The sequence below is a fragment of the Microbacterium mitrae genome, from assembly GCF_008017445.1.
Taxonomy (GTDB): Bacteria; Actinomycetota; Actinomycetes; order Actinomycetales; family Microbacteriaceae; genus Microbacterium; species Microbacterium mitrae.
On record NZ_VRSW01000001.1, the window covers coordinates 68,513 to 88,299 of the forward strand.

Sequence of the window (19,787 nt, forward strand, 5' to 3'; positions counted from 1 at the left end):
GGGAGTTTATAAATGTCTGTTGCCGGTTTGCCTCCCAAACCGTCCAAGTTTAAAAAGCGAACGAAGTCATTCGGGTTGACGCGAACGCCAGCCATCACCGCGATCTTCGTTCTTATTGCAAGCCTTTTGGCGGTGCAACCCGCCCAGGCAGCGGTTCCGACGCCGCCAGCGGGCGGCTTCGCTAACGCGATCGATACGACGGTCTCGGCGACAGACGTTCTTGCTGGTGGGAAGAGTTCGGTCTCGGTCTCGGGCAAGAACGCCAATGCCACGCCTGACCTATACAACGGCAGTGTCGTTGTGATACTTCCGCACGGCGTGACGTACGACGCGGGCTCCACGAGCCCGCCGGATGCGGGCGCTCCGCAGATTCTGGAGTGGATTCCGGATCCCGCCTTCCCCGACCAGAAGGCTCAGGTATTGGTGTGGCCGAACGTGGCCGACCTGCCGACGGGGTCGAGTATCGACATTGATTTCACGGTCACGCCCTTCAACCATCGCTACCCGGTCGGATCGACGATCCAGATCGGCGGCGGCCTGTACGCCAACTCCGATGAGCGTCGAGTGCCGCGGGTCACGATTGATGCCAACGGCCAGCCCGTCGTGAGCCGCGCTGACGCCGGTGGCTCGCAAGAGACCACCGCTTCGGTATTGCCGATCGAGCTCAAGAAGAGCGAGAAAGACCCGGAGCTTGAGGTCTATCGTGGCCCCGCGAATGCTGCGGAGTACGAACTGACAGTTACCGCCGCTACCGCTGCGGGCACCGACGATGTCGTCGTCGTTGACCTTCTGCCCGCCGACTTCCAGCTCGTTGAGTGCGCCTCGGGCGATTTCCCGTGCACCTCGCGCATCGTCGAAGTCGACGGCGAAGTCTTCACCGAACTCACGTGGAATCTGGAACGTGTGGGCGCGGGCGAGATCGTTACGCTCAACTACACCGCGTTTATTGGCCTGAACCAGATCACCGCGCCCGGTGGCGTTGCGAATGGCGCCCCGACCCGCCCCGCTATCGCGGGCGATGCCGTCAAGAACACCGCGACCACAACCGGTGTCTACTCCGGCGCCGTGGCCGGTGAAACGCCCAGGGAAGTGACGGTTACTGACTCCGAAACGGTCACCGTGCTCGACACCGGTGTGGTGAAGAGCGTGAATGTCAACGAGTTCGTTGTCGGTGGTATCGCTACCTACTCGCTGAGCGTGCGTTCGAGCGAGTACGTTGACTCGTCTGAGATCGTGCTGGTCGACCGTCTGCCCGACGGGCTCTGCCCGCTCCTGCCTGCGGGGGTTTCCGGGATCCTGCCGACCGACTGCCCCAAGACGGTGGGCGTTGTCACGGGCGGAACCATGACGAGCGCCGTGGACAACGGTGATGATACGTTCACAATCACGTTTGATGTGGCCGACTTGGCCGCGGATGAAGACGTTGTGGTGACCTACCAGGCGTTCATGCGTGACCGCTACTCGAACGGTTTCAGCACCTCGGCTGGCGACACGTTCCCGAGCACGGTGGAGCTGACGGGCGTCACTGACCCCGCTACCGGCAACACCGTCGACCAGGACTCGCGCGATGTGGAGAATGGTTCCTCGGCATCTCTCGCGACGAGCGGTGCGGGTATCACCAAGACGGTATGGTCAAACCCCGGCCGTCAGCAGATCGAGTCTGTCGACGGCGCGAGCACAAGTTGCGCGGTCGCTCCTCCCGGCGAATTCGTGGGCGAAAACGGACCGCTCCTGCAGCTCGGTGATCTGGTGTGCTTCCGAATCAAGGTCGACTACCCGACCAGAGTCGCAACGCGAAACGCGGTCATTACGGACTTTCTCCCCGATGGTGCAGAAATGGTTTCGTGGGCCGTCGGCCCCGGAAACAACGTCGCGAATGTGACCCCGATTCCTAACAGGGACGCGTGGATCACGGGTGCTCGCGCCCCTGGTGACACGACGGGCCCGTTCTTCACGCCACTGGGCAGTGTCCTGGTGCTCGACGTTCTGATGAGAGTTACGTCCGTCCCCACCGACGGTGACGTTGACCTGACCGGCAACCTCGCAAAGCTTCGTTACACCGACGGTGCGGGCAATACGATCGCCGCCCGCGACGACGTCGACATATCGCTGGCTCCGCCGCCCCCGCTTGCGCTCGACAAGAAGGTCAATGGCCAGGAGGCGTTGACGCCCGTGGTCGAGGGACAACAGCTCAACTACACGCTCGCGATCACCAACAACGGCACCACCGCGGTCAACGAAGTTGAGGTGTGGGACGTACTCCCGACCGCCTTCGCGTGTGACGACCTCATCGTTCCGGCCAATGCAACGTGCGCCGACGGACGAATCACCTGGACGCTGAGTGGTGCGAGCCTGGGCCCTGACCAGCTGTTCACTGCAGGGGAGACCCTCACCTTGGCGTACACGGTGACGGTTCCGACGCCGTCGTCTATCGGATCAACGCACCAGAACCAGGCTGCGGTCACGCGCTACGAAGTCCCGACGACCGACGGCACAACCGATGGTTCCGTGACCTTCTACCCGGAGAACCCGGTCAGTGCTTACCCGAACGAAGACAAAAATGCACCTCAAGCTGCGGACACTGCCCATGTAACCCTGCCGGGTGTTGGCGTCGCGAAGACCGTGGTTAAGACGAGCCGCGATGAAAGCGGCAATAACCTGACCGGCCAGGCCACGATTGGCGAAACGGTTACGTACCAGTATTCGGTGACGGTTCCCGGCAAGACGAGCGTCTTCCGTGGCATCCTGTCCGACACCTTCGCGCAGCCGTCGCAGATGACGATTCTTTCGGCGACCGCGTCGGCCCAGAATGTGCCCGGCTTCGTTGCCGTGCCTTCTGGCTCGTGCACGAATGACGATGACGCTTTCACGCTGTGTTCGAACACGGGGGCCCTAGCATTCCCGGTGACGTGGACGAATGAGTCGGCGGACCCCGCCGTCTTTACGGTGTTTGTCGAAGCGCGAGTCACCGACATCAACGCAAACCGCCACAACGCGAACATCAACAACACGGCGCGGTTCCACTCGACGGCAACCGCGGCGTCGGAGACACTGATTGCTCGTGGTGAGCAAACCAGAACCGTAACGGTCGTTGAGCCGGCACCTACGATCCTTAAGCGTGCCGACAAAGCGACGGCCGCTGGTGGCGACACGGTGACGTACACGCTCACCGCGGCAAATACCGCTAATCGCTCGCCCGCACATAGCCCAGTTGTCGTAGACTGCGTGCCTGGTGCGTTGCAGTCACCGACATGGGTGACCGCAGCTAATGTCGCGGGCCCCGTGCCAGGTAACGGAACCAACGGTTGTGCCACTGGCACCAACAAGATGACGTGGACGCCGCCGAACGCCCTCACCACTGCGGCACAGACCGCTCAGTACACCGTCGTGATCCCGGCCGGTGTTGCGGCTGACACCGCGTACCTCAACACGGCAACGGTGACGGCCAAGTCACACCCGCTGGCCGATGGCACCTCGCGTGACACGTACACGAAGTCGGCCACGGCAACCGTGCGCACCACCGAACCCAGGATCGTCAAGGACGTTGTGGATTTGACCATGGTTCCGGGTGAGACGGCGACCTGGACGATTCAGGTCACCGTTCCGAAGAACGTGGTTTTGTACAACGCTGTTGTGACCGACACGTTCCCTGCTGGGTTCGGTAGCGCGAGCGATGCCGTGGTTTCCGTCTCGTGCGATGCCGCGTGGACGACCGCGTGCGTATCGACGAACGACCGGCTGACGTCGCCCGCGAATGTGCTGGCTATGTCGCTTGGCACGATCGCTGCAGCGCCGGTCGACCGCGTCATGACGTTCACGGTCAAGGCCAAGCTCCAGACCTCACCGATTCCGGCAGCAGGCAACCGGGTCAACACTGCTCAGCTCCGCTGGAATTCGGAGGAGCGTACCCCGCCGACGTCGTCGACCTCGCCGTTCGATTCGTCGCGGAATGACGCCGCGACGACGACCGTGCGTCACCCGCAGCTCGCGATTGCGAAGTCTGTTACTGACGACGTTCTGGGGCAGACTGACCGCGCGACGTACAGCGTGACGGCGACAAACTCCTCGCAGGAGACCGCTTACGATGCCTTCATCGTCGACACGGTTCCCGCTGGCATCGTCATTCTTGATGGTTCCGGCACCCCTGTCGCCAACGGCGGCACTGTCGCTGGCGGCGGCATATGGAATGCGACCGCGCGCACGCTGACCTGGACTGTCGACAGCATCACGCCGGGCGCGAGTGTGCACTTGACGTACAGTGCCCGGCTCGATGCCGCGGCACAGCTGAAACCCGGCACTCTGACGAACAGCGTACGCATCACCGAGTGGAACTCCCTCGATGGTGGCGCGGGTTCGAAGTACGGCCCAACGGCGCCGGCTACGGAGACGGTCACGCCTAAGTTCCCTTACGTTTCCGCTGCGAAGTCGCAAGTGACGCTGAACCCCGTTGTTCGGGGTCAGGAAGTGACGTTCCGTGTTGTGCTGACGAACGCACCGGGCGCTGACATCGCGCAGCACGTGTCGATTGATGACGTGCTGCCTGCTGGATGGTCCTACAAGGCCGATTCCGCTGTCCTCTCCGTTCGGGGTGGCGCGGGCATTGCGGCACCGCCGACGATCGCAGGACAGAAGCTGACGTGGAACAACGTGGGCGGCGACATCGCACTCGGCGCGAACGAGTCCGTTGCTATCACTTATGTCGCGATCCCTGGCCCGAGCACCGAGATTGGCAGCACGAAGAAGCACACGAACACGGTGACGATTACCGAGGTCGAAGACCGCTCCGGCGGCACTTCGTATGATGGCGGCACCGGTAAGTACCAGGGACCGCCGGTCACGGCCACTGCCGTTATCAATAGTGCTGATCTGCAGATCACTAAGGAGCCCAACGACGACTTCGTCGCTGGTGGCACTGGATCGTGGACCCTCACTGTCAAGAACAACGGTACAGACCCCGCCGTCGGTGTCTCGGTATCCGACGTGTTCGAGCCGGTAACGGGCGTTCAGATTGCGACCATCTCCGGCGAAGGCTGGGCATGCACGCTTGCTCCGTTACAGTGCAGCCGCCCCGCTGCCGAACAGCTCGCTGCAGGGGCTGCGTTGCCTCCGATTACGGTTACGGCAACGATCGCCGCTGACGTGGCCGCCGGCACCGAGTTCCCGAACACAGCAACGGTGTCAGGAACGACTGATGACCCCACCCCCGACAACAACACGTCGACGGGTACCGGCATCATTGAGGCTCTTGCTGACCTTGCCGTCACCAAGCGGGTCACGGCACCAGCTGTCGCCCCCGTGATGGCCGGTGAGGACATTGCGTGGAGCATCACGTTGACGAACCGCGGCCCTTCGGTGTCGCGTGGCTCGGTTGCGGACCCCATTACGCTGACCGACCCGCTCCCCGCACAGGTGAAAGACGTCACTCTCGTTGGCCTACCCACTGGTGCGGACTGTTCCATCACTGATGGCACGCTGACCTGCCTCGTTACGCACGACATGGCTCTCAACGAGACGATCACGATCAACCTCGCTGGCAAGGTGGCTCCGAACGTGACTGCCGGGACCAATGTCGTTAACGAGGCGAAGGTTACACCGGGCGTCACCAACGACCCGGACGACTCGAACGATTCCTCGACGACGACCACGCCCGTTGCGATTGATGAGGACTTGACGATTTCAAAGTCCATCATCGATCCCAAGCCGCCCGCAAACGTTGTGCCGGGTGAGACCGTCGATTACCAGCTCGTCATCGGCAACCGTGGACCGTCGACCGCCCGTGAAATTTGGGTGACCGACGTTCTACCGGCAGGTGCAACCTTGCAGGAGCTCCTGTCGGCCAACGGTTGGTCACTCGGAACCGATCCCAAGACGTTCGTCTACGACGGTGAGCTTGCGCCCGGTGGAACCCTCACGTTGACGTACCGCATTGCCGTCGACTCGGGTTTCCGAGGCGAATTGACGAACACGGCGACGGTGTCGTCCACGCATGAGCCCGACCAAGACACGTCAAGCACGACGACGGGTTCGTCCGCAAGTGCTGACCTTGAAATCGTGAAGACGGTGCAGGCGGCGTCGGTGATTCCCGGTGGCGCTGGCACCACCTACACCCTGACTGTCACGAACAAGGGTCCGTCTGATTCGCAGGCGCCGATCACCGTCACAGATCGGCTGCCCGGCGGCATGACGTTGGATGGTGTAGCACCGCAGGGATGTACCCCGGCGACGGACGGCGATCGCATCACGCTCACATGCGAGCGCACTGAGGTGCTGGCGGCAGACGACGAATGGGTCATCACTATCCCGGTGAAGCTCGCCGCAAACGTCACCGCGACAACGCTGGACAACACTGCGGTGGTCGACGGCACGACGACAGATCCCAATCCGGACAACGACGAGGACAACGTCCCGGTAGATGTCACGCCCCGTGCTGACATTTCGGTCAGCAAGGTTGCACGAGCTGACACCGTTGACGCCGGCGCCAAGGTCAAGTGGGACATCGTCGTTACGAACAATGGTCCGTCGGACGCACAGAACGTAACGCTGACCGACGCGCTGCCTGCTGGCCTGTACTACACAGGCCTAGAGACGCCGGACGGTGGCATGTGTCACCAGATGCCGGGCACGCTCGAATGCGCGCTCGGCGCCCTCGCACCGGGCGAATCCAAGGCCTTCGTCGTCGAGACGTTCGTCTGGCAGGTGCTCGCGAGCGGTGATGTGCTTTCCAACACGGCTACCGTGAACACCACGACTGTCGATCCGGTTCCGAGTAACAACACCTCGACGGACACCATTACGGTGACGACGAACAGTGTTCTGAGCATCGAGAAGACCGCAGAGCGTGAGTTGGTCGCCGCCGGTGACACGCCCGCGTTCCAGATTGCGGTCACTAACGAAGGCCCCAGTGCGGCAGCAGTGCCCGTCACGATTTCGGACACTTTGCCTGATGGTTTGACACTCGTAGCGGTAGAGACTGGCGGAGGCGGAGGCGGAGCCGAGTGGCAGTGCGCTGTCGCAGATCAGTTGATCTCGTGCGTCTTGACCGACGGGGAAGGCGCCGAAGTGTTCTTGCCTGTTGGTGCGGCGCCGGTACTTCGCATCGTCGCCTCGACATCGCCAAGCGAGGTTGAAGGCACGCGGTTCACGAACGTTGCGGACGCAACTTCGGGCTCGACCACGACACCCGTGCGTGACACTGCTGATGTCGTTGTGACGACGAAGGCTGATCTCGGCATCGAGAAGTCGCACGATCCGCTCGCTACCGCGACGGCAGGTCTGCCGTTCGAGTGGACGCTGACCGTGACGAACCACGGCCCGTCTGACTCGTTGGCAACCGCGGAGGCTCCGATTATGGTCGCCGACCAGCTGCCCGCGGGAGTGTCTTTCGCGCCTACTGACCCGTCGACCACAACCTGCGTGGTTCCGGAGCCCGCGGCCCCGCAATCGGTCCAGTGCGCCATCCCGTCGACGATCCCCGCCGGTGAGTCGGTGGTCATCAAGATCCCTGTGATGATCGCAGAGACCGCGAAGGGTGACCTCACGAACACGGCAACGGTGACAGAATCGCTGACTCCGCAGCCCGAGGACGAGACCTACCCGGACGAAGACACCGACACGGTGACGATCACCGAGGTCGCTGACCTCACGGTCGTAAAGACCGCTTCGGCCTCTGAATTCCTGGCAGGCACGGCGGTTTCTTGGACCATCGCGGTGACGAACCGCGGTCCGTCGAACTCTGACGCGACGCCAGAAAACCCAATCCGGATCACTGACGCGATTCCTTCAGGCGTCACCGACGTCGAGGCTACGGGCGACGGGTGGACGTGTGCTGTTGCAGACGGAGTGCTCGAGTGCGTGCGCACCACTGACCTCCCGGTGGGTGCTGCGCCCGTGATCACGGTCAACGGCATGCTCGAATCGAATGCGACGGGTGTGGTCGAGAACACCGCAGTGGTCACACCCGACCTCACGCCTCAGCCTGATGGTGGTGAACCCGACTCCTCGACGTCGACCACGCCAATCGTGTTGTCGGCGGATGTCTCGGTCGTGAAGGATCTGAAGACTGGCATCATCGCGGGCAAGAACGCGGCGTACACGCTACTCGTGCACAACGCGGGTCCGTCGGACGCTACTGACGTAGTCGTCGTCGACACACTGCCTGACGGACTCACATTCGTCTCGATTGACGAGACCGACGTGGCTACGTGTGCCGATGCTTCGGGTGTTGTGACCTGTACGTTGGTGGAACCACTGGTGGCGGGTGCGTCTGAAACGCTCACGCTGCACGTGGCAGTTGACGCCGGCGTCTTGGATGACGTGACGAACGTCGTGGAGGTGACAACGTCAACGCCTGACCCGGAGCCCGGAAACAACGAAGACGAGCACACCGGCACGACGGCGAGCGTTGTCGACCTGTCGATCACGAAGACGACGGAGACCGAAATCGGTGCCATTGGTTCCGAACTTCAGTACACGTTGAGCGTCGCGAACGCTGGCCCTTCGGTGGCGCGCGGTGTCGTCATCACTGACCCGCTGCCTGAGAGCCTGACCGGGCTGTCGGCGGTCGGAGACGACTGGTCGTGTGTCATCACCGCCGTGAACGAGGTTTCGTGCCTCCTCGGCGAGCTGGCGCCCGGTGAGACTGCCGCCCCGGTGACGGTTACTGTCCGTATCGAGGCTGAGGCTTACCCCGAAGTCAGCAACACGGCGACGGTCGAATCGGCCACGCCGGAAGACCCGTCGACGCTCGGCGACAACACGTCGACCGAAACCATCCCGGTGGCACCGCTGAGCAACCTGACGATTGTCAAGACTGCTGAAAGCGCGGTTGTTGCGGCTGGTACCAACGCTTCGTTCCTGGTCGAGGTCACTAACCATGGCCCGAACTCGGCCGAGACCGATGTCGTGCTCACAGACACGCTGCCTGCCGGTCTGACGTTTGTCTCTGCGGAGACCGTCGATGACTCCGGTGCACAGTGGGCGTGTGACGCCGTCAACCAACTCGTGACGTGTGTTCTCACCGATGACGTCGGCGACAGCGTGCTGCTGCCGATCGGTGACGCGCCGGTGCTGCGGATCGTGGCTTCGACGTCGCCGAGCGACATCGGTGACATCTCACACGTGAACGTTGCGCAGGTCACGTCGCCGTCGGCTCCTGGCCCGGTCGAGGATGACGCCACCGTCACTGTGGTGCCGGAGGCTGACCTCGGTATCGAGAAGACACACACGGGTACGGCTGTTGCTGGCTCGGCGTTCGAGTGGACGTTCACAGTCACGAACCACGGTCCGTCGGATTCGCGTGCTGATGAGGCTTCGCCGATCATCGTTCGTGATGAGCTGCCTGCTGGTGTGAGCTTTGCACCGGCGGATGCGTCGGCGACGACGTGTGTGGTTCCGGATGACGCGGCACCGCAGGTTGTGGAGTGCGCTGTCACGTCCACGATTGCGGCCGGTGAGTCGGTTGTCATTACGATGCCGGTTCTGATTGATCAGGCGGTGTCGGGCGAGTTGTCGAACACCGCAACGGTGACGGAGTCGCTCACGCCGCAGCCGGAGGAGCAGGAGCACCCTGACGAGAGCACCGACACGGTGATCGTTGACGAGGTTGCTGACCTGACGATCGTCAAGTCGACCGAGAGTGAGAGCTTCACGGCTGGCACGACGGCGACATGGACGATCACGGTGACGAACCTCGGTCCGTCGAACTCCGATGCCGCGGTCGAGAACCCGATCGTTGTCACCGACGTGCTGCCTGCGGGCGTCACGAACGTGACGGCGTCGGGTGACGGCTGGACTTGTGAGGTCACCGACGGTGAGCTCGAGTGCGCACGCACCGAGGATCTCCCGGTTGGCGCGGCCCCGGTCATCACGATGACGGGAACGCTCACGACCGACGCTGAGGGCGAGCTTTCGAACACGGCAACTGTCGTGCCGGATCTCACGCCGCAGCCGGAGGAGAACGAGCCCGACACGTCGACGGTGATCACCCCGATCGACCGCTCGGCAGACCTGTCGATCGTGAAGGAGCTCGCGACGAACATCGTTGCCGGTGAAAACGCGACCTACACGCTGCAGGTTCACAACGCGGGCCCGTCCATCGCAACCGACGTGGTTGTCGTCGACACGATGCCCGCCGGGCTCACGTTCATCGGCATCGATGAGACCGACGTTGCGGAGTGCGTTGACGCTGCTGGCGTCGTGACGTGCACGCTCGCGGAACCATTGGCTGCGGGGGAGAGCGCAACGCTCACCATGCAGGTGGCGGTTGCCGCAGACGTGCTGGGTGACGTTGTAAACACGGCAACGGTCTCGTCGACCACGCCGGACCCCAACCCGGAGAACAACACTGACGATGCCACGGGCCCCACGGCGAGCCTGATCGACCTCGCGGTCGTGAAGTCGATGTCCGTTGAGACGGGCGTTGTCGGCAGCCAGGTGCAGTACGAGCTCAGCGTGACCAACGCTGGCCCGTCCACTGCTCAGGGCGTGGCACTCACCGACGTCATGCCGGCTGGCCTTACCGCCGTCAGCGCGACCGGCGAGGGCTGGGTCTGTGTCATCACTGAAGACAACGCGGTGTCGTGCCTGCTGGGTGAACTCGCGCCGGGTGCTACGGCACCTGTCGTAACGATCACCGCAGCGGTTGAGGCTGGCGCGTACCCCGAGGCCACCAACACGGCCTCGGTGACGGCGGCGACCCCGGAAGACGAATCGACGCTGGAGGACAACTCCTCGTCGGTGACGATCCCGGTCGCACCGCAGAGCGCGCTTACGCTGACGAAGAGCCTCATTGGCACCCTCGTCACCGGACGCACTGCTGACTACGTGCTGGTCATCGGCAACGAGGGCGCAACCGAAGACCTCGGCCCGATCACCCTTGTTGACGAGCTGCCCGCCGGACTCACGTTCGTCTCGGCGCAAACTGCAGACGGTACCGATGTCTGCGAGGCCTCTGGTCAGACCGTGACCTGCGTGATCGACGGACCACTCGCTGCTGGCGAGAGGGTTCAGATCACGATGACGGTTGCCGTCGCTGACACCGCGCGCGGCGTTCTCACGAACACCGCGACGGTGACGAGCGAGATCGACCCTGAAGGCGCCACGGCTGAGGCAACGGCTACGGTCGAGGTCACCACGATCCCGGTTACGGGTGGCGAGCTTTCGGCCCTCGGGCTGCTGGCACTGCCGCTCGTGGTCATCGGTGGTGGTCTTCTCCTGACCGGTCGCCGACGCCGCACGACTGACGCGTAATCCGTTCATAAAGCTGGGGGTGTGCTTGCGGGCACACCCCCAGCTTTCTTCGTACTCAGGTCAAAAACATAGGCACCTGATAGCGTGGGAGAGCAGTCGTGCCTGCCTCGGTTGATCGCGCAGCGATCCCAATCATGAGCATCAAGCTCCGCAACCGCAGTAAACGACTGTGCCTATACAGAACGAACTATGAGGTTGAATACGTGACGCAAAAAGAACGAGTAGCAATTATTGGCGCCGGCCCGTCGGGGATGGCGCAGTTGCGAGCATTCGAATCGGCAGCCCGCGCAGGTGCAGATGTTCCCGACATCGTGTGCTTTGAAAAACAGGCCGACTGGGGCGGGCAATGGAACTTCACCTGGCGCACCGGGCTCGACGAGTTCGGGGAACCGGTGCACTCCAGCATGTACCGCAATCTCTGGTCAAATGGCCCGAAAGAGGCGCTGGAGTTTGCCGACTATTCCTTTGACGAGCACTTCGGCAAGCCCATTTCGTCCTACCCGCCGCGTGCGGTGCTCTGGGACTACATTGCCGGACGCCTCGAGAAATCGAACGTTCGCGACCAGATTCGTTTTCAGACGGTCGTGCGATGGGTCGATTTCGATGCGGATCGGCAGATCTTCACGCTGACGAGCGAACATTTGCCGACGGGGGAGTCGACGACGGAAGAGTTTGATCGCGTCATCGTCGCGAGCGGACACTTCTCGTTCCCGCACATGCCGACCTTTGCGGGCATTGAAACGTTCCCGGGTTACATCACGCACGCACACGACTTCCGCGGTGCCGAGTCGTTCGACGGCAAGAACGTCTTGGTCATTGGTGCGAGCTATTCAGCCGAAGACATCGGCAGCCAGGCCTACAAGATGGGCGCAGCCTCCGTGACGGCAAGCTTCCGCTCGCAGCCCATGGGCTATGAGTGGCCCGAGGGCATCGAAGAGCGCCCCGTCGTCGAACGATTTGACGGCAGCATCGCGCACTTTGCGGATGGTTCCAGCCAGCACGTTGACGCCGTCATCATGTGTACCGGGTACCTCCACAAGTACCCCTTCTTGCCCGACGATCTGGCGCTCGCGTCACCGAACAACGTTTACCCCGATGGGCTCTACCGGGGTATCGTCTGGCACCAGAACCCCCGACTGATGTATCTCGGCGCGCAGGATCAGTGGTTCACGTTCAACATGTTTGACGTGCAGGCGTGGTTCGCTCGTGACTTGATTCTCGGCCGCATCGAACTGCCGTCGGAGGTCGATCGTGACGCTTCGATCGAGACGTGGCGCAACGAGTTTGAGAAGATCTCGACCGTGACCGAAGAGATTCGGTTCCAGGCGGAGTACATTCGTGACCTGCTGAACGCGACGGATTACCCGCATTTCGATATCGACCGCGTTGTCGAGATCTTCCTGGCTTGGAAGAACGACAAGAAGAACGACATCATGGGATACCGTGATCGCGTCTACCAGTCGGTGATGACCGGAACCATCGCCGTCGTCCACCACACGCCGTGGATTGACGAGCTGGACGATTCGCTCGAACGGTACCTCAACGAAGACGCTGAGGCCGGGGCAAGCAACGACGACGAAGAGCCCAGTTCTGACGTCAAGGAGCTTGTCGGCGCCTAACGCAGAGAACCCGATGGCCCGTCACCCGCGATGTTGGGTGAGGGGCCATCTCTGTTAGTCGTCGACGTCTGTTTCCGCACGTAGTGGTTCCCGTGCCGTCTTCGCCCAGCCCTCGCGGCGCAAGACATGTCGAAACAGGCTGCGAATGAGCGCGGGAAACACAAGCCACGAGTAGAACGTGTACGGCAGAATGACCAGCAGCGCATACCCGAACTGTTTGATGCCGTTGCCGCGAGAGAGCAGCACAATGATGCCGGGGCCGAAACCGATGGTCAAGAACAGCAGGAGCCCCAGGACGGTCGCCGGGAGCAACGGGATGTCGTGCGCAAACGAGAGAATGATCGTGGCGATCAGGGCGAGTCCGGTGGCGAGCTGCAGGATCGGCGTGAGCAGGTAGTAGATAACGTCAATGCGCGCCGGGAGCGTGCCTTCGACGCGCCCGGTGCCGGGGAGGAGGGACAGGGTTTGCCAAGCGCCCTGGGCCCATCGCGTGCGCTGTCGTACAAGACGGCGCAGGTTGTTGAGGCCCTGCTGGTTGATCCATGCGCCGTTCTCCTGCGCGCCGCGCCATCCGGCCTGCATGAGGCGCACGCCGAGATCTTGATCTTCGGTGAGGCGGTCACGCCACGGGCCTTCGCCTTCGACGATATCGGCGAGGGCAGATAGCCGATTGAACTGGCCGTTGCCGCCCATGTTCGCGGTGCCCCATGCTGAGCGAGCCGCCTGAAACACGTGACCAAAAGCGCTGAACTCGACGTCTTGGGCCCACGTGAGGAAGCCGCGACGGTTGTAAATCCGCACAAGCACCTGCACACCGCCGGCGGTTTCGTCAGCGAAGTGCCACGCGACCTTTTCTGGCGCATCGACGGCGAGCCTGCCGTCCGCGTCAACGATGCCGACGATGACGTGGTCGGGGGAGAAGCGCCGGTAGCGCTCTTGCTTGAGAATCACCGTTTGCACGAACGAGTACGCGTTGTTGATGGCCGCGGCCTTGCCCGTACGAGCGTTCGGCGCTGTGCGCGTCAAAACATGCAGATCGTCTGTTACCAGACTCTCAAGAACTTCTGCGGTGCGGTCGTCGGAACCATCATTGATGGCGAGAATGACGCGGTTGGTTGCCTGCGTCTTCAGGAGTCTGCCGACGCTGTCTGCGATCGTGACTTCTTCGTTGAGCGCCGGAACCATGAACACCCAAAGAAAGTCGCTTTCGGTGACAAAGCCCGCTGGGTGGTCCCGTTTGCGGGTGCGACGCGCCCGCGCTGCCATAACGGCCAGCGCCACGACAGAAATGAACGCAGAAACTGCGATCACCAGAACGACGAAGAAGAGAACGCGAACTTCAATAGGTGTGTCAACCAGTAGCCACCGCAAGAGTGAGTCAGGCATTGTCAGCGAGGTCTCCGACGAGTGTGTGCGCCATGTGCACCTCTCCGTCGCTATTCACATCGGCGGGGTCCTCAAGGTAGCCGGCGGCACGCAAAATAACGTTGCGATCAAACCCGGTCACAAGCGACTCCGGAGCGTCGCCACGGTAGGCGATGTGCTCGCACGCGGCCATAATGCGCTCAGCGGCGTGGCCGTCACCGTACGGGTTCGTGCGGCCGGCTTGGCGATTGTGAGCTTCGACATTGTCGAGCAGCTCAGCCGCGGCAGTCACGATATCTGCCGTGTTTGTGCCCACCAGCTTCACGGTTCCGGCGTCCACGCCCTCCTGGCGCTCGGTGGTCTCGCGAACCACAATGACGGGGGTGCCGAGGGCCGGTGCTTCTTCTTGGATGCCACCGGAGTCGGTGATCGCGATGTATGCGCGCTCGAGAAGGCGCGCAAAAATGCCGTACCGCAGGGGGCGCACCATCGCGACATTATTCAGGCCTGCGAGCTCGGCGCGGAAGACATCGGCGACTGCCGGGTTGGGATGTAGTGAGACGACGAAGAGGTCATCGACGTGCGACTCAGCAAGAATGCGGATGGCCGCGGCTATACGGGCAATGCCGCCGCTCCAGTTTTCGCGGCGGTGAGCGGTGACGACAATGACGCGGCGAGTCTCGTCGTTTTCCAGCTCTTCTAGCTCGGGAACGCCATAGCGGATTTTGCGTTCCGCGACCAGCTGGAGCGCGTCGATAGCGGTGTTGCCCGTGATGAGAATGCGGCCCAGGGCAACGCCCTCACGCAGCAGGTTCTCGGCGTTGTTCGGTGTCGGCGCGAAGTGGGCAACCGCGATGCGGGAAATCAGCTGACGGTTGAGTTCCTCTGGGAACGGCGACAGCGTGTTTGACGTGCGCAGGCCTGCTTCGACGTGTGCAACCGGGATGTGCAGGTGGAATGACGCGAGAGCAGCGGCCGCTGCGCTCGAGGTATCGCCGTGCACAAGCGTCGCGACGGGGTAGACCGCGTTATAGGCTCCAGCGCCAGAGCGGGGGTTATCGCCATATGTCTCAGCAACGAAGTTTGAGAGGCCGCGCATGACAGCGCTGAAGAGGCCGTTCAGGGTGCGCTCATCGTCACGGATCTCGAGCGTCACATCGGGCGTGACGCCGAAAAAGCCGAGAACTTCGGCGACGAGTTTCGTGTGCTGGCCCGTTGAAACGACAACGGGGTCGATGTGAGCTGACTGCTTGAGAGCCAAAATGACCGGCACCATCTTGATCGCTTCGGGTCGAGTGCCAACAACAACCAATACTGAACGCTTTGTACGGGGCATAGCTCGAGCTTATCGACGCCAATCATGGATTTTTTAAAAAAAGCGCCGGTTCAAATTTGTTACACGGCAACAGAAGCACCGGGGGTGTAGATTGCGACGCTCGGCGTCATTCGTACGGAGTGTGGGATGAGGAAAAGCCCGGTCAAATTTCTGACCGGGCTGTTATGTGGTGGGCGATACCGGACTCGAACCGATGACCTCTTCCGTGTGAAGGAAGCGCGCTACCAACTGCGCCAATCGCCCCAGAACGGGGTTCGGTTATTGAGCATATCCCACCAGTGAAGCCGTGTGCGAATCGACACGGAGACACGCGCGGGGCGCGTCGCGTTTTGCATGGGCCGCGTTCTCGGCTATTCTCGATAGAGCGCCGGGACACCGGAGCGAAATGCGGATGTAGCGCAGTTGGTAGCGCATAACCTTGCCAAGGTTAGGGTCGCGAGTTCGAGTCTCGTCATCCGCTCGAGTGTGAGATTCCCTTCGGGGATCATCGCGCGTGGTTTGAACCACACACGGTGATATGGCCGAGCGGCTAGGCACCGGCCTGCAAAGCCGTTTACACGGGTTCAAATCCCGTTGTCACCTCAATAAAACTGAATAGCCCATTGGGCGCGATTGGCGCAGCGGTAGCGCGCTTCCCTGACACGGAAGAGGTCACTGGTTCGATCCCAGTATCGCGCACAGACAAAAACCCCGGTTTATCCGGGGTTTTTTGTATCCGGGTGCTTCCGTGTCGGCGCCTGGTTCCAGCGCCACGGCCCCGGCGTTCCGCATCGCCCACATTTTGCAGGCAGAACATCATTTTGTCGTCGGAAAATGCGCGATTCGCGCGCCCGCGGAACCAAAAGCGACGACAAAATGACGGTCGAGTTGATGCCGCGGCGGCGGAACCTCGTGCTAGCGCGAGCGGGTGATGGCCGCGTTGGCGACGCCGAGCAACAGGAGAATCGCGGCACTCGTCAGCGGCGCCCACAGCGCTACGGCAGAGCCGGCACCCTCGGCGATGGCGCCGACGATTGCGGAGGCCGCAGACTGACCCACAACAACGGCAGAGCCCATCATGGTCATCACGGTCGCCGATCGGCCGCGCGGCGTGCGCTCGGTCGCAAGCGTGTAGCCGTTGACGATGACGGGGCCAATGCCGATACCGGTGATCGCGAGGGCGATCATCATCGTCGGCATCGAATCAGCGAACGCAATCAGCACGGAGCCAGCGGTCATGATCGACGCGAACGTCAGCCAGCGCGCGGTCAGGGAGAACCGCGCCGGAAAGAGTGCGACACCCAGAGCAAGAGCGGCACTTGTCACGCCCATCAGGCCGTACAGAAGGCCGGTCTGCTCGGCCGCGCCACGGTCTTCCATCCACGAGGTGAGCGAGGTGAGGGTCGCTCCGAAGAAGAATCCGGTGGCGAGCATGCCCAAAACCACCACCATGATGCGAAACCGAAACAGTTCGCGGGCCGGCGCCTGAGCAATGTGCTGTGACGCGCGGTCTTCGTGCAGGGTCACGTTTGCTGAATGGTGAAGCGCAAACGCCGTGACGAAGACGAGGGTCAAGATGGCGGCGCCAATGAGGGGCGCGGCAGGGTTCAGCGTCGTCGCGAGCAGGCCCACGATGACCGGACCAAAGATGAAAACGATCTCATCAACGGCAGACTCGTACGCAAACGTACTTTGCAGCGTCTTGCCGCGTTTTTCCTTCGGCATGCGCGTGATGTACGTCACGAGCCGTGTGCGCGACATCGGGCCGACCTGCGGCGCCGTCGCACCAACGAGCACGGCAACGGCCAACAGCCAGCCATCCGAAACCGGCGCAAACGCGACCCACGCCATCACGAGCAATGCGACGGCGTTCCCCAAGCCCGACAGCAGCATCACGTAGCGCTGTCCGAAGCGGTCGGCCGCAGCTCCCAGCAGGGGGCCCGCCAACGCGGTTCCGAGTCCAACGGCCGCCGCCGTATATCCACCGGTAGCAATCGAGCCGCGGGCGGCGACCACGAGAGTCAATACTCCGACCACGTTCATGGCAAACGGCAGACGCGCGATCAGCGCAATCGGAAAGTACAGCTTGCCAGCCTGGGCGATCAGGCTCTGTGGCTGATCTGCCTGGGGTTCAGCGGGTGCCGTAGGCGACGATGACATGGTGCATATCCTTTGGTGACGGTTTCGTGCCGCCTTGCCGCTTCATCGACAGGTAGATACACACAACAGCGTTATGGTCGACGCCTATTCTACTCGCTCGCTAGCGAACGCCCTTCATGAGCTTGAGAACCGGCCGCGCCGACACCAGTAGCAACACGCCAATGGCGATGGCGATGAGGCCAAGAATGGTGAAATACGGAACCTCGTTGCTGGGGTCGTAGAACTTCGCTACGGCGCCGGCGATGGCCGTTCCGAGGGATATCGACAGATAGAACAACGCGATCATCTGAGTCTTGAAGGCGGCGGGCGCCAGCTTCGTGGTGACCGAAAGGCCAACGGGGGAGATGAGCAGCTCCGCGATCGTGAACACCAGCAGGATGAACACCAGCCACAACAGCGGCGTGGTGTGCGGCGCGCCATTCGCAACCGGAAGGAAGAGCAGGAAGGCAACACCCATCAGCAGCGTGCCGAGAGCGAACTTGGCTGGCGTCGAGGGCTGCCGCGTGCCCATCTTGGTCCACAGCGCGGCGGCCACGCCCGCAAGCACCACGATGAAGACCGGGTTGATGGAGTTCACCCACGAGACCGGCATCTCCCAGCCAAACAGGGAGCGGTCGAGGCGCACGTCGGAGTAGACCACGAGTACTGTGAACTGCTGCTGATACAGCGACCAGAACGCGACAGATGCGATGAAGAGCGGAACAAACGCGAAGACCCGCGAGCGTTCGTCGCTCGTGATCTTGCGACTCGACGTAATGAGTACGAAGTAGGCGATCGTCGCACCGATCACCACGATGATGACAACGAGCGCGATATTGTCGGCGCGAATAACGCCCGTCAGCACGAGAGCCACGATCAGAGCAAGAACGCCCGCCACAATGGCGGCTACCAGCGGATACTTGCCACGCGGCAGCGGGTTAGCCACCGTTCGTGCGGCTTGAGGCAGGTTCTTGCGACCGAACGAATACTGCACGAGCCCGGCGATCATGCCGAGAGCTGCCAAGCCAAAGCCCCAGTGAAAGCCGACACGGCTCTGCAGCAGGCCCGTGAGGATCGGGCCGAAGAAGGAGCCCAGGTTAATGCCGAGGTAGAACAGCGAGAACCCGGCGTCGCGGCGGGTGTCGTCAGGCGCGTAGAGGGTTCCGACGACGGCGGTGGCGGTTGCTTTCAAACCGCCGGAACCAAGCGCCACGAGAACGAGGCCGACGCCAACTCCCCATGCGCCCGGTAGCAACGCCAGCGCGATGTGGCCGGCGACAATGACGATCGCGCTGCCGAAAAGCACGCGCTCCGCGCCGAGCAGGCGGTCAGCGACCCACGCGCCCACAATCGTGGAGAGGTAGACGGCGCCACCGTAGGCGCCAACAATGCCGAGCGCGATTTCTTTATTGAGCCCAAGGCCACCGTCAGCAACCGAGTAGTACAGGTAGATCGCGAGGATTCCCTGCATTCCGTAGAAGCTGAAGCGCTCCCACATTTCGACGCCAAACACGTGCGCCAGGGCGCGCGGTTGACCGAAGAAGGTTTTGGTGGCGGCCGGGGAAGCAGAGTTATCGTGCGAAGACGGCATCACTCCAGGTTACCCGCTGTTGCTGAGGCGACAATTCGCGGCGCAGACAGAGGGCGACACGCGAGGGTGTCACGGTGGCGCCTCCTCGTTCGAAATTCAGGTAAGCTCGAACTCGTGCCCGAGAGGGTGCATGCGGATGTAGCGCAGTTGGTAGCGCATAACCTTGCCAAGGTTAGGGTCGCGAGTTCGAGTCTCGTCATCCGCTCGAGTGAGAGGTTCCCCGGGGAAACTCAGGGGTTCCTTTTGCACATGGTGGCGTGGCCGAGCGGCTAGGCACCGGCCTGCAAAGCCGTTTACACGGGTTCGAATCCCGTCGCCACCTCCACTCAAGTCAATCCGGGCGATTGGCGCAGCGGTAGCGCGCTTCCCTGACACGGAAGAGGTCACTGGTTCGATCCCAGTATCGCCCACGCGGATGTAGCGCAGTTGGTAGCGCATAACCTTGCCAAGGTTAGGGTCGCGAGTTCGAGTCTCGTCATCCGCTCCACAAAGAAGGCCCCGAGAAGTCGGG

The 19,787-nt window shown here is 62.3% G+C and carries 6 protein-coding genes and 8 tRNA genes; 9 read left to right on the forward strand and 5 right to left on the reverse strand.

All coding sequences use genetic code 11. From position 1 onward, the window contains the following. Window positions 1–75 precede the first annotated feature (75 nt). Window positions 76–11,247: a DUF11 domain-containing protein gene (locus tag FVP60_RS00300; protein WP_187240521.1), complete on the forward strand. Its 11,172-nt coding sequence runs from the start codon at window positions 76–78 to the stop codon at window positions 11,245–11,247. Window positions 11,248–11,450: 203 nt separating this feature from the next. Beyond that, a complete protein-coding gene (locus tag FVP60_RS00305; RefSeq protein WP_281289061.1) occupies window positions 11,451–12,866 on the forward strand; it encodes an NAD(P)-binding domain-containing protein in 1,416 nt (471 codons plus the stop codon). Window positions 12,867–12,920: 54 nt separating this feature from the next. Here the strand turns inward: FVP60_RS00305 and FVP60_RS00310 are convergent, their stop codons facing one another. The 3 genes from FVP60_RS00310 to FVP60_RS00320 all read right to left on the reverse strand — a co-directional run bounded on the left by FVP60_RS00310 (window position 12,921) and on the right by FVP60_RS00320 (window position 15,810). Continuing rightward, the gene (locus FVP60_RS00310) at window positions 12,921–14,252 is read right to left on the reverse strand and encodes a glycosyltransferase family 2 protein (RefSeq protein ID WP_147824300.1); all 1,332 of its coding nucleotides are present in this window, start codon (window positions 14,250–14,252) and stop codon (window positions 12,921–12,923) included. Then, entirely contained in the window at window positions 14,245–15,567 is a 1,323-nt protein-coding gene (wecB, locus tag FVP60_RS00315; RefSeq protein ID WP_147824301.1) for a non-hydrolyzing UDP-N-acetylglucosamine 2-epimerase, read from the reverse strand. The genes FVP60_RS00310 and wecB overlap by 8 nt, the downstream gene beginning before the upstream one ends. Window positions 15,568–15,734: 167 nt before the next feature. Continuing rightward, a tRNA-Val gene (locus FVP60_RS00320) sits at window positions 15,735–15,810 on the reverse strand. A gap of 144 nt (window positions 15,811–15,954) precedes the next feature. On the opposite strand from FVP60_RS00320, the gene FVP60_RS00325 reads away from it, so the two are divergent. The 3 genes from FVP60_RS00325 to FVP60_RS00335 all read left to right on the forward strand — a co-directional run bounded on the left by FVP60_RS00325 (window position 15,955) and on the right by FVP60_RS00335 (window position 16,245). Then, window positions 15,955–16,027: transfer RNA gene (locus tag FVP60_RS00325), tRNA-Gly, on the forward strand. A 51-nt stretch (window positions 16,028–16,078) separates the two neighbouring features. Continuing rightward, a tRNA-Cys gene (locus FVP60_RS00330) sits at window positions 16,079–16,149 on the forward strand. Window positions 16,150–16,173: 24 nt separating this feature from the next. Then, window positions 16,174–16,245, forward strand: a tRNA-Val gene (locus FVP60_RS00335). A gap of 216 nt (window positions 16,246–16,461) precedes the next feature. Here FVP60_RS00335 and FVP60_RS00340 read toward each other — a convergent pair. Both FVP60_RS00340 and FVP60_RS00345 read right to left on the reverse strand, forming a co-directional pair. After that, window positions 16,462–17,706 carry an MFS transporter gene (locus FVP60_RS00340; protein WP_147824302.1) on the reverse strand — a complete coding sequence of 415 codons (1,245 nt, stop codon included), beginning with the start codon at window positions 17,704–17,706 and terminating at the stop codon, window positions 16,462–16,464. A gap of 100 nt (window positions 17,707–17,806) precedes the next feature. Continuing rightward, window positions 17,807–19,276, reverse strand: a complete 1,470-nt coding sequence (locus FVP60_RS00345) for a peptide MFS transporter (protein WP_147824303.1) — start codon at window positions 19,274–19,276, stop codon at window positions 17,807–17,809. A gap of 132 nt (window positions 19,277–19,408) precedes the next feature. Here FVP60_RS00345 and FVP60_RS00350 point away from each other — a divergent pair. The 4 genes from FVP60_RS00350 to FVP60_RS00365 all read left to right on the forward strand — a co-directional run bounded on the left by FVP60_RS00350 (window position 19,409) and on the right by FVP60_RS00365 (window position 19,763). Continuing rightward, a tRNA-Gly gene (locus tag FVP60_RS00350) sits at window positions 19,409–19,481 on the forward strand. Between the two features lie 46 nt (window positions 19,482–19,527). After that, window positions 19,528–19,601 (forward strand) — tRNA-Cys (locus FVP60_RS00355). Window positions 19,602–19,614: 13 nt separating this feature from the next. After that, a tRNA-Val gene (locus FVP60_RS00360) sits at window positions 19,615–19,686 on the forward strand. Window position 19,687: 1 nt separating this feature from the next. Then, window positions 19,688–19,763 (forward strand) — tRNA-Gly (locus FVP60_RS00365). The last annotated feature ends 24 nt before the right edge of the window (window positions 19,764–19,787 follow it).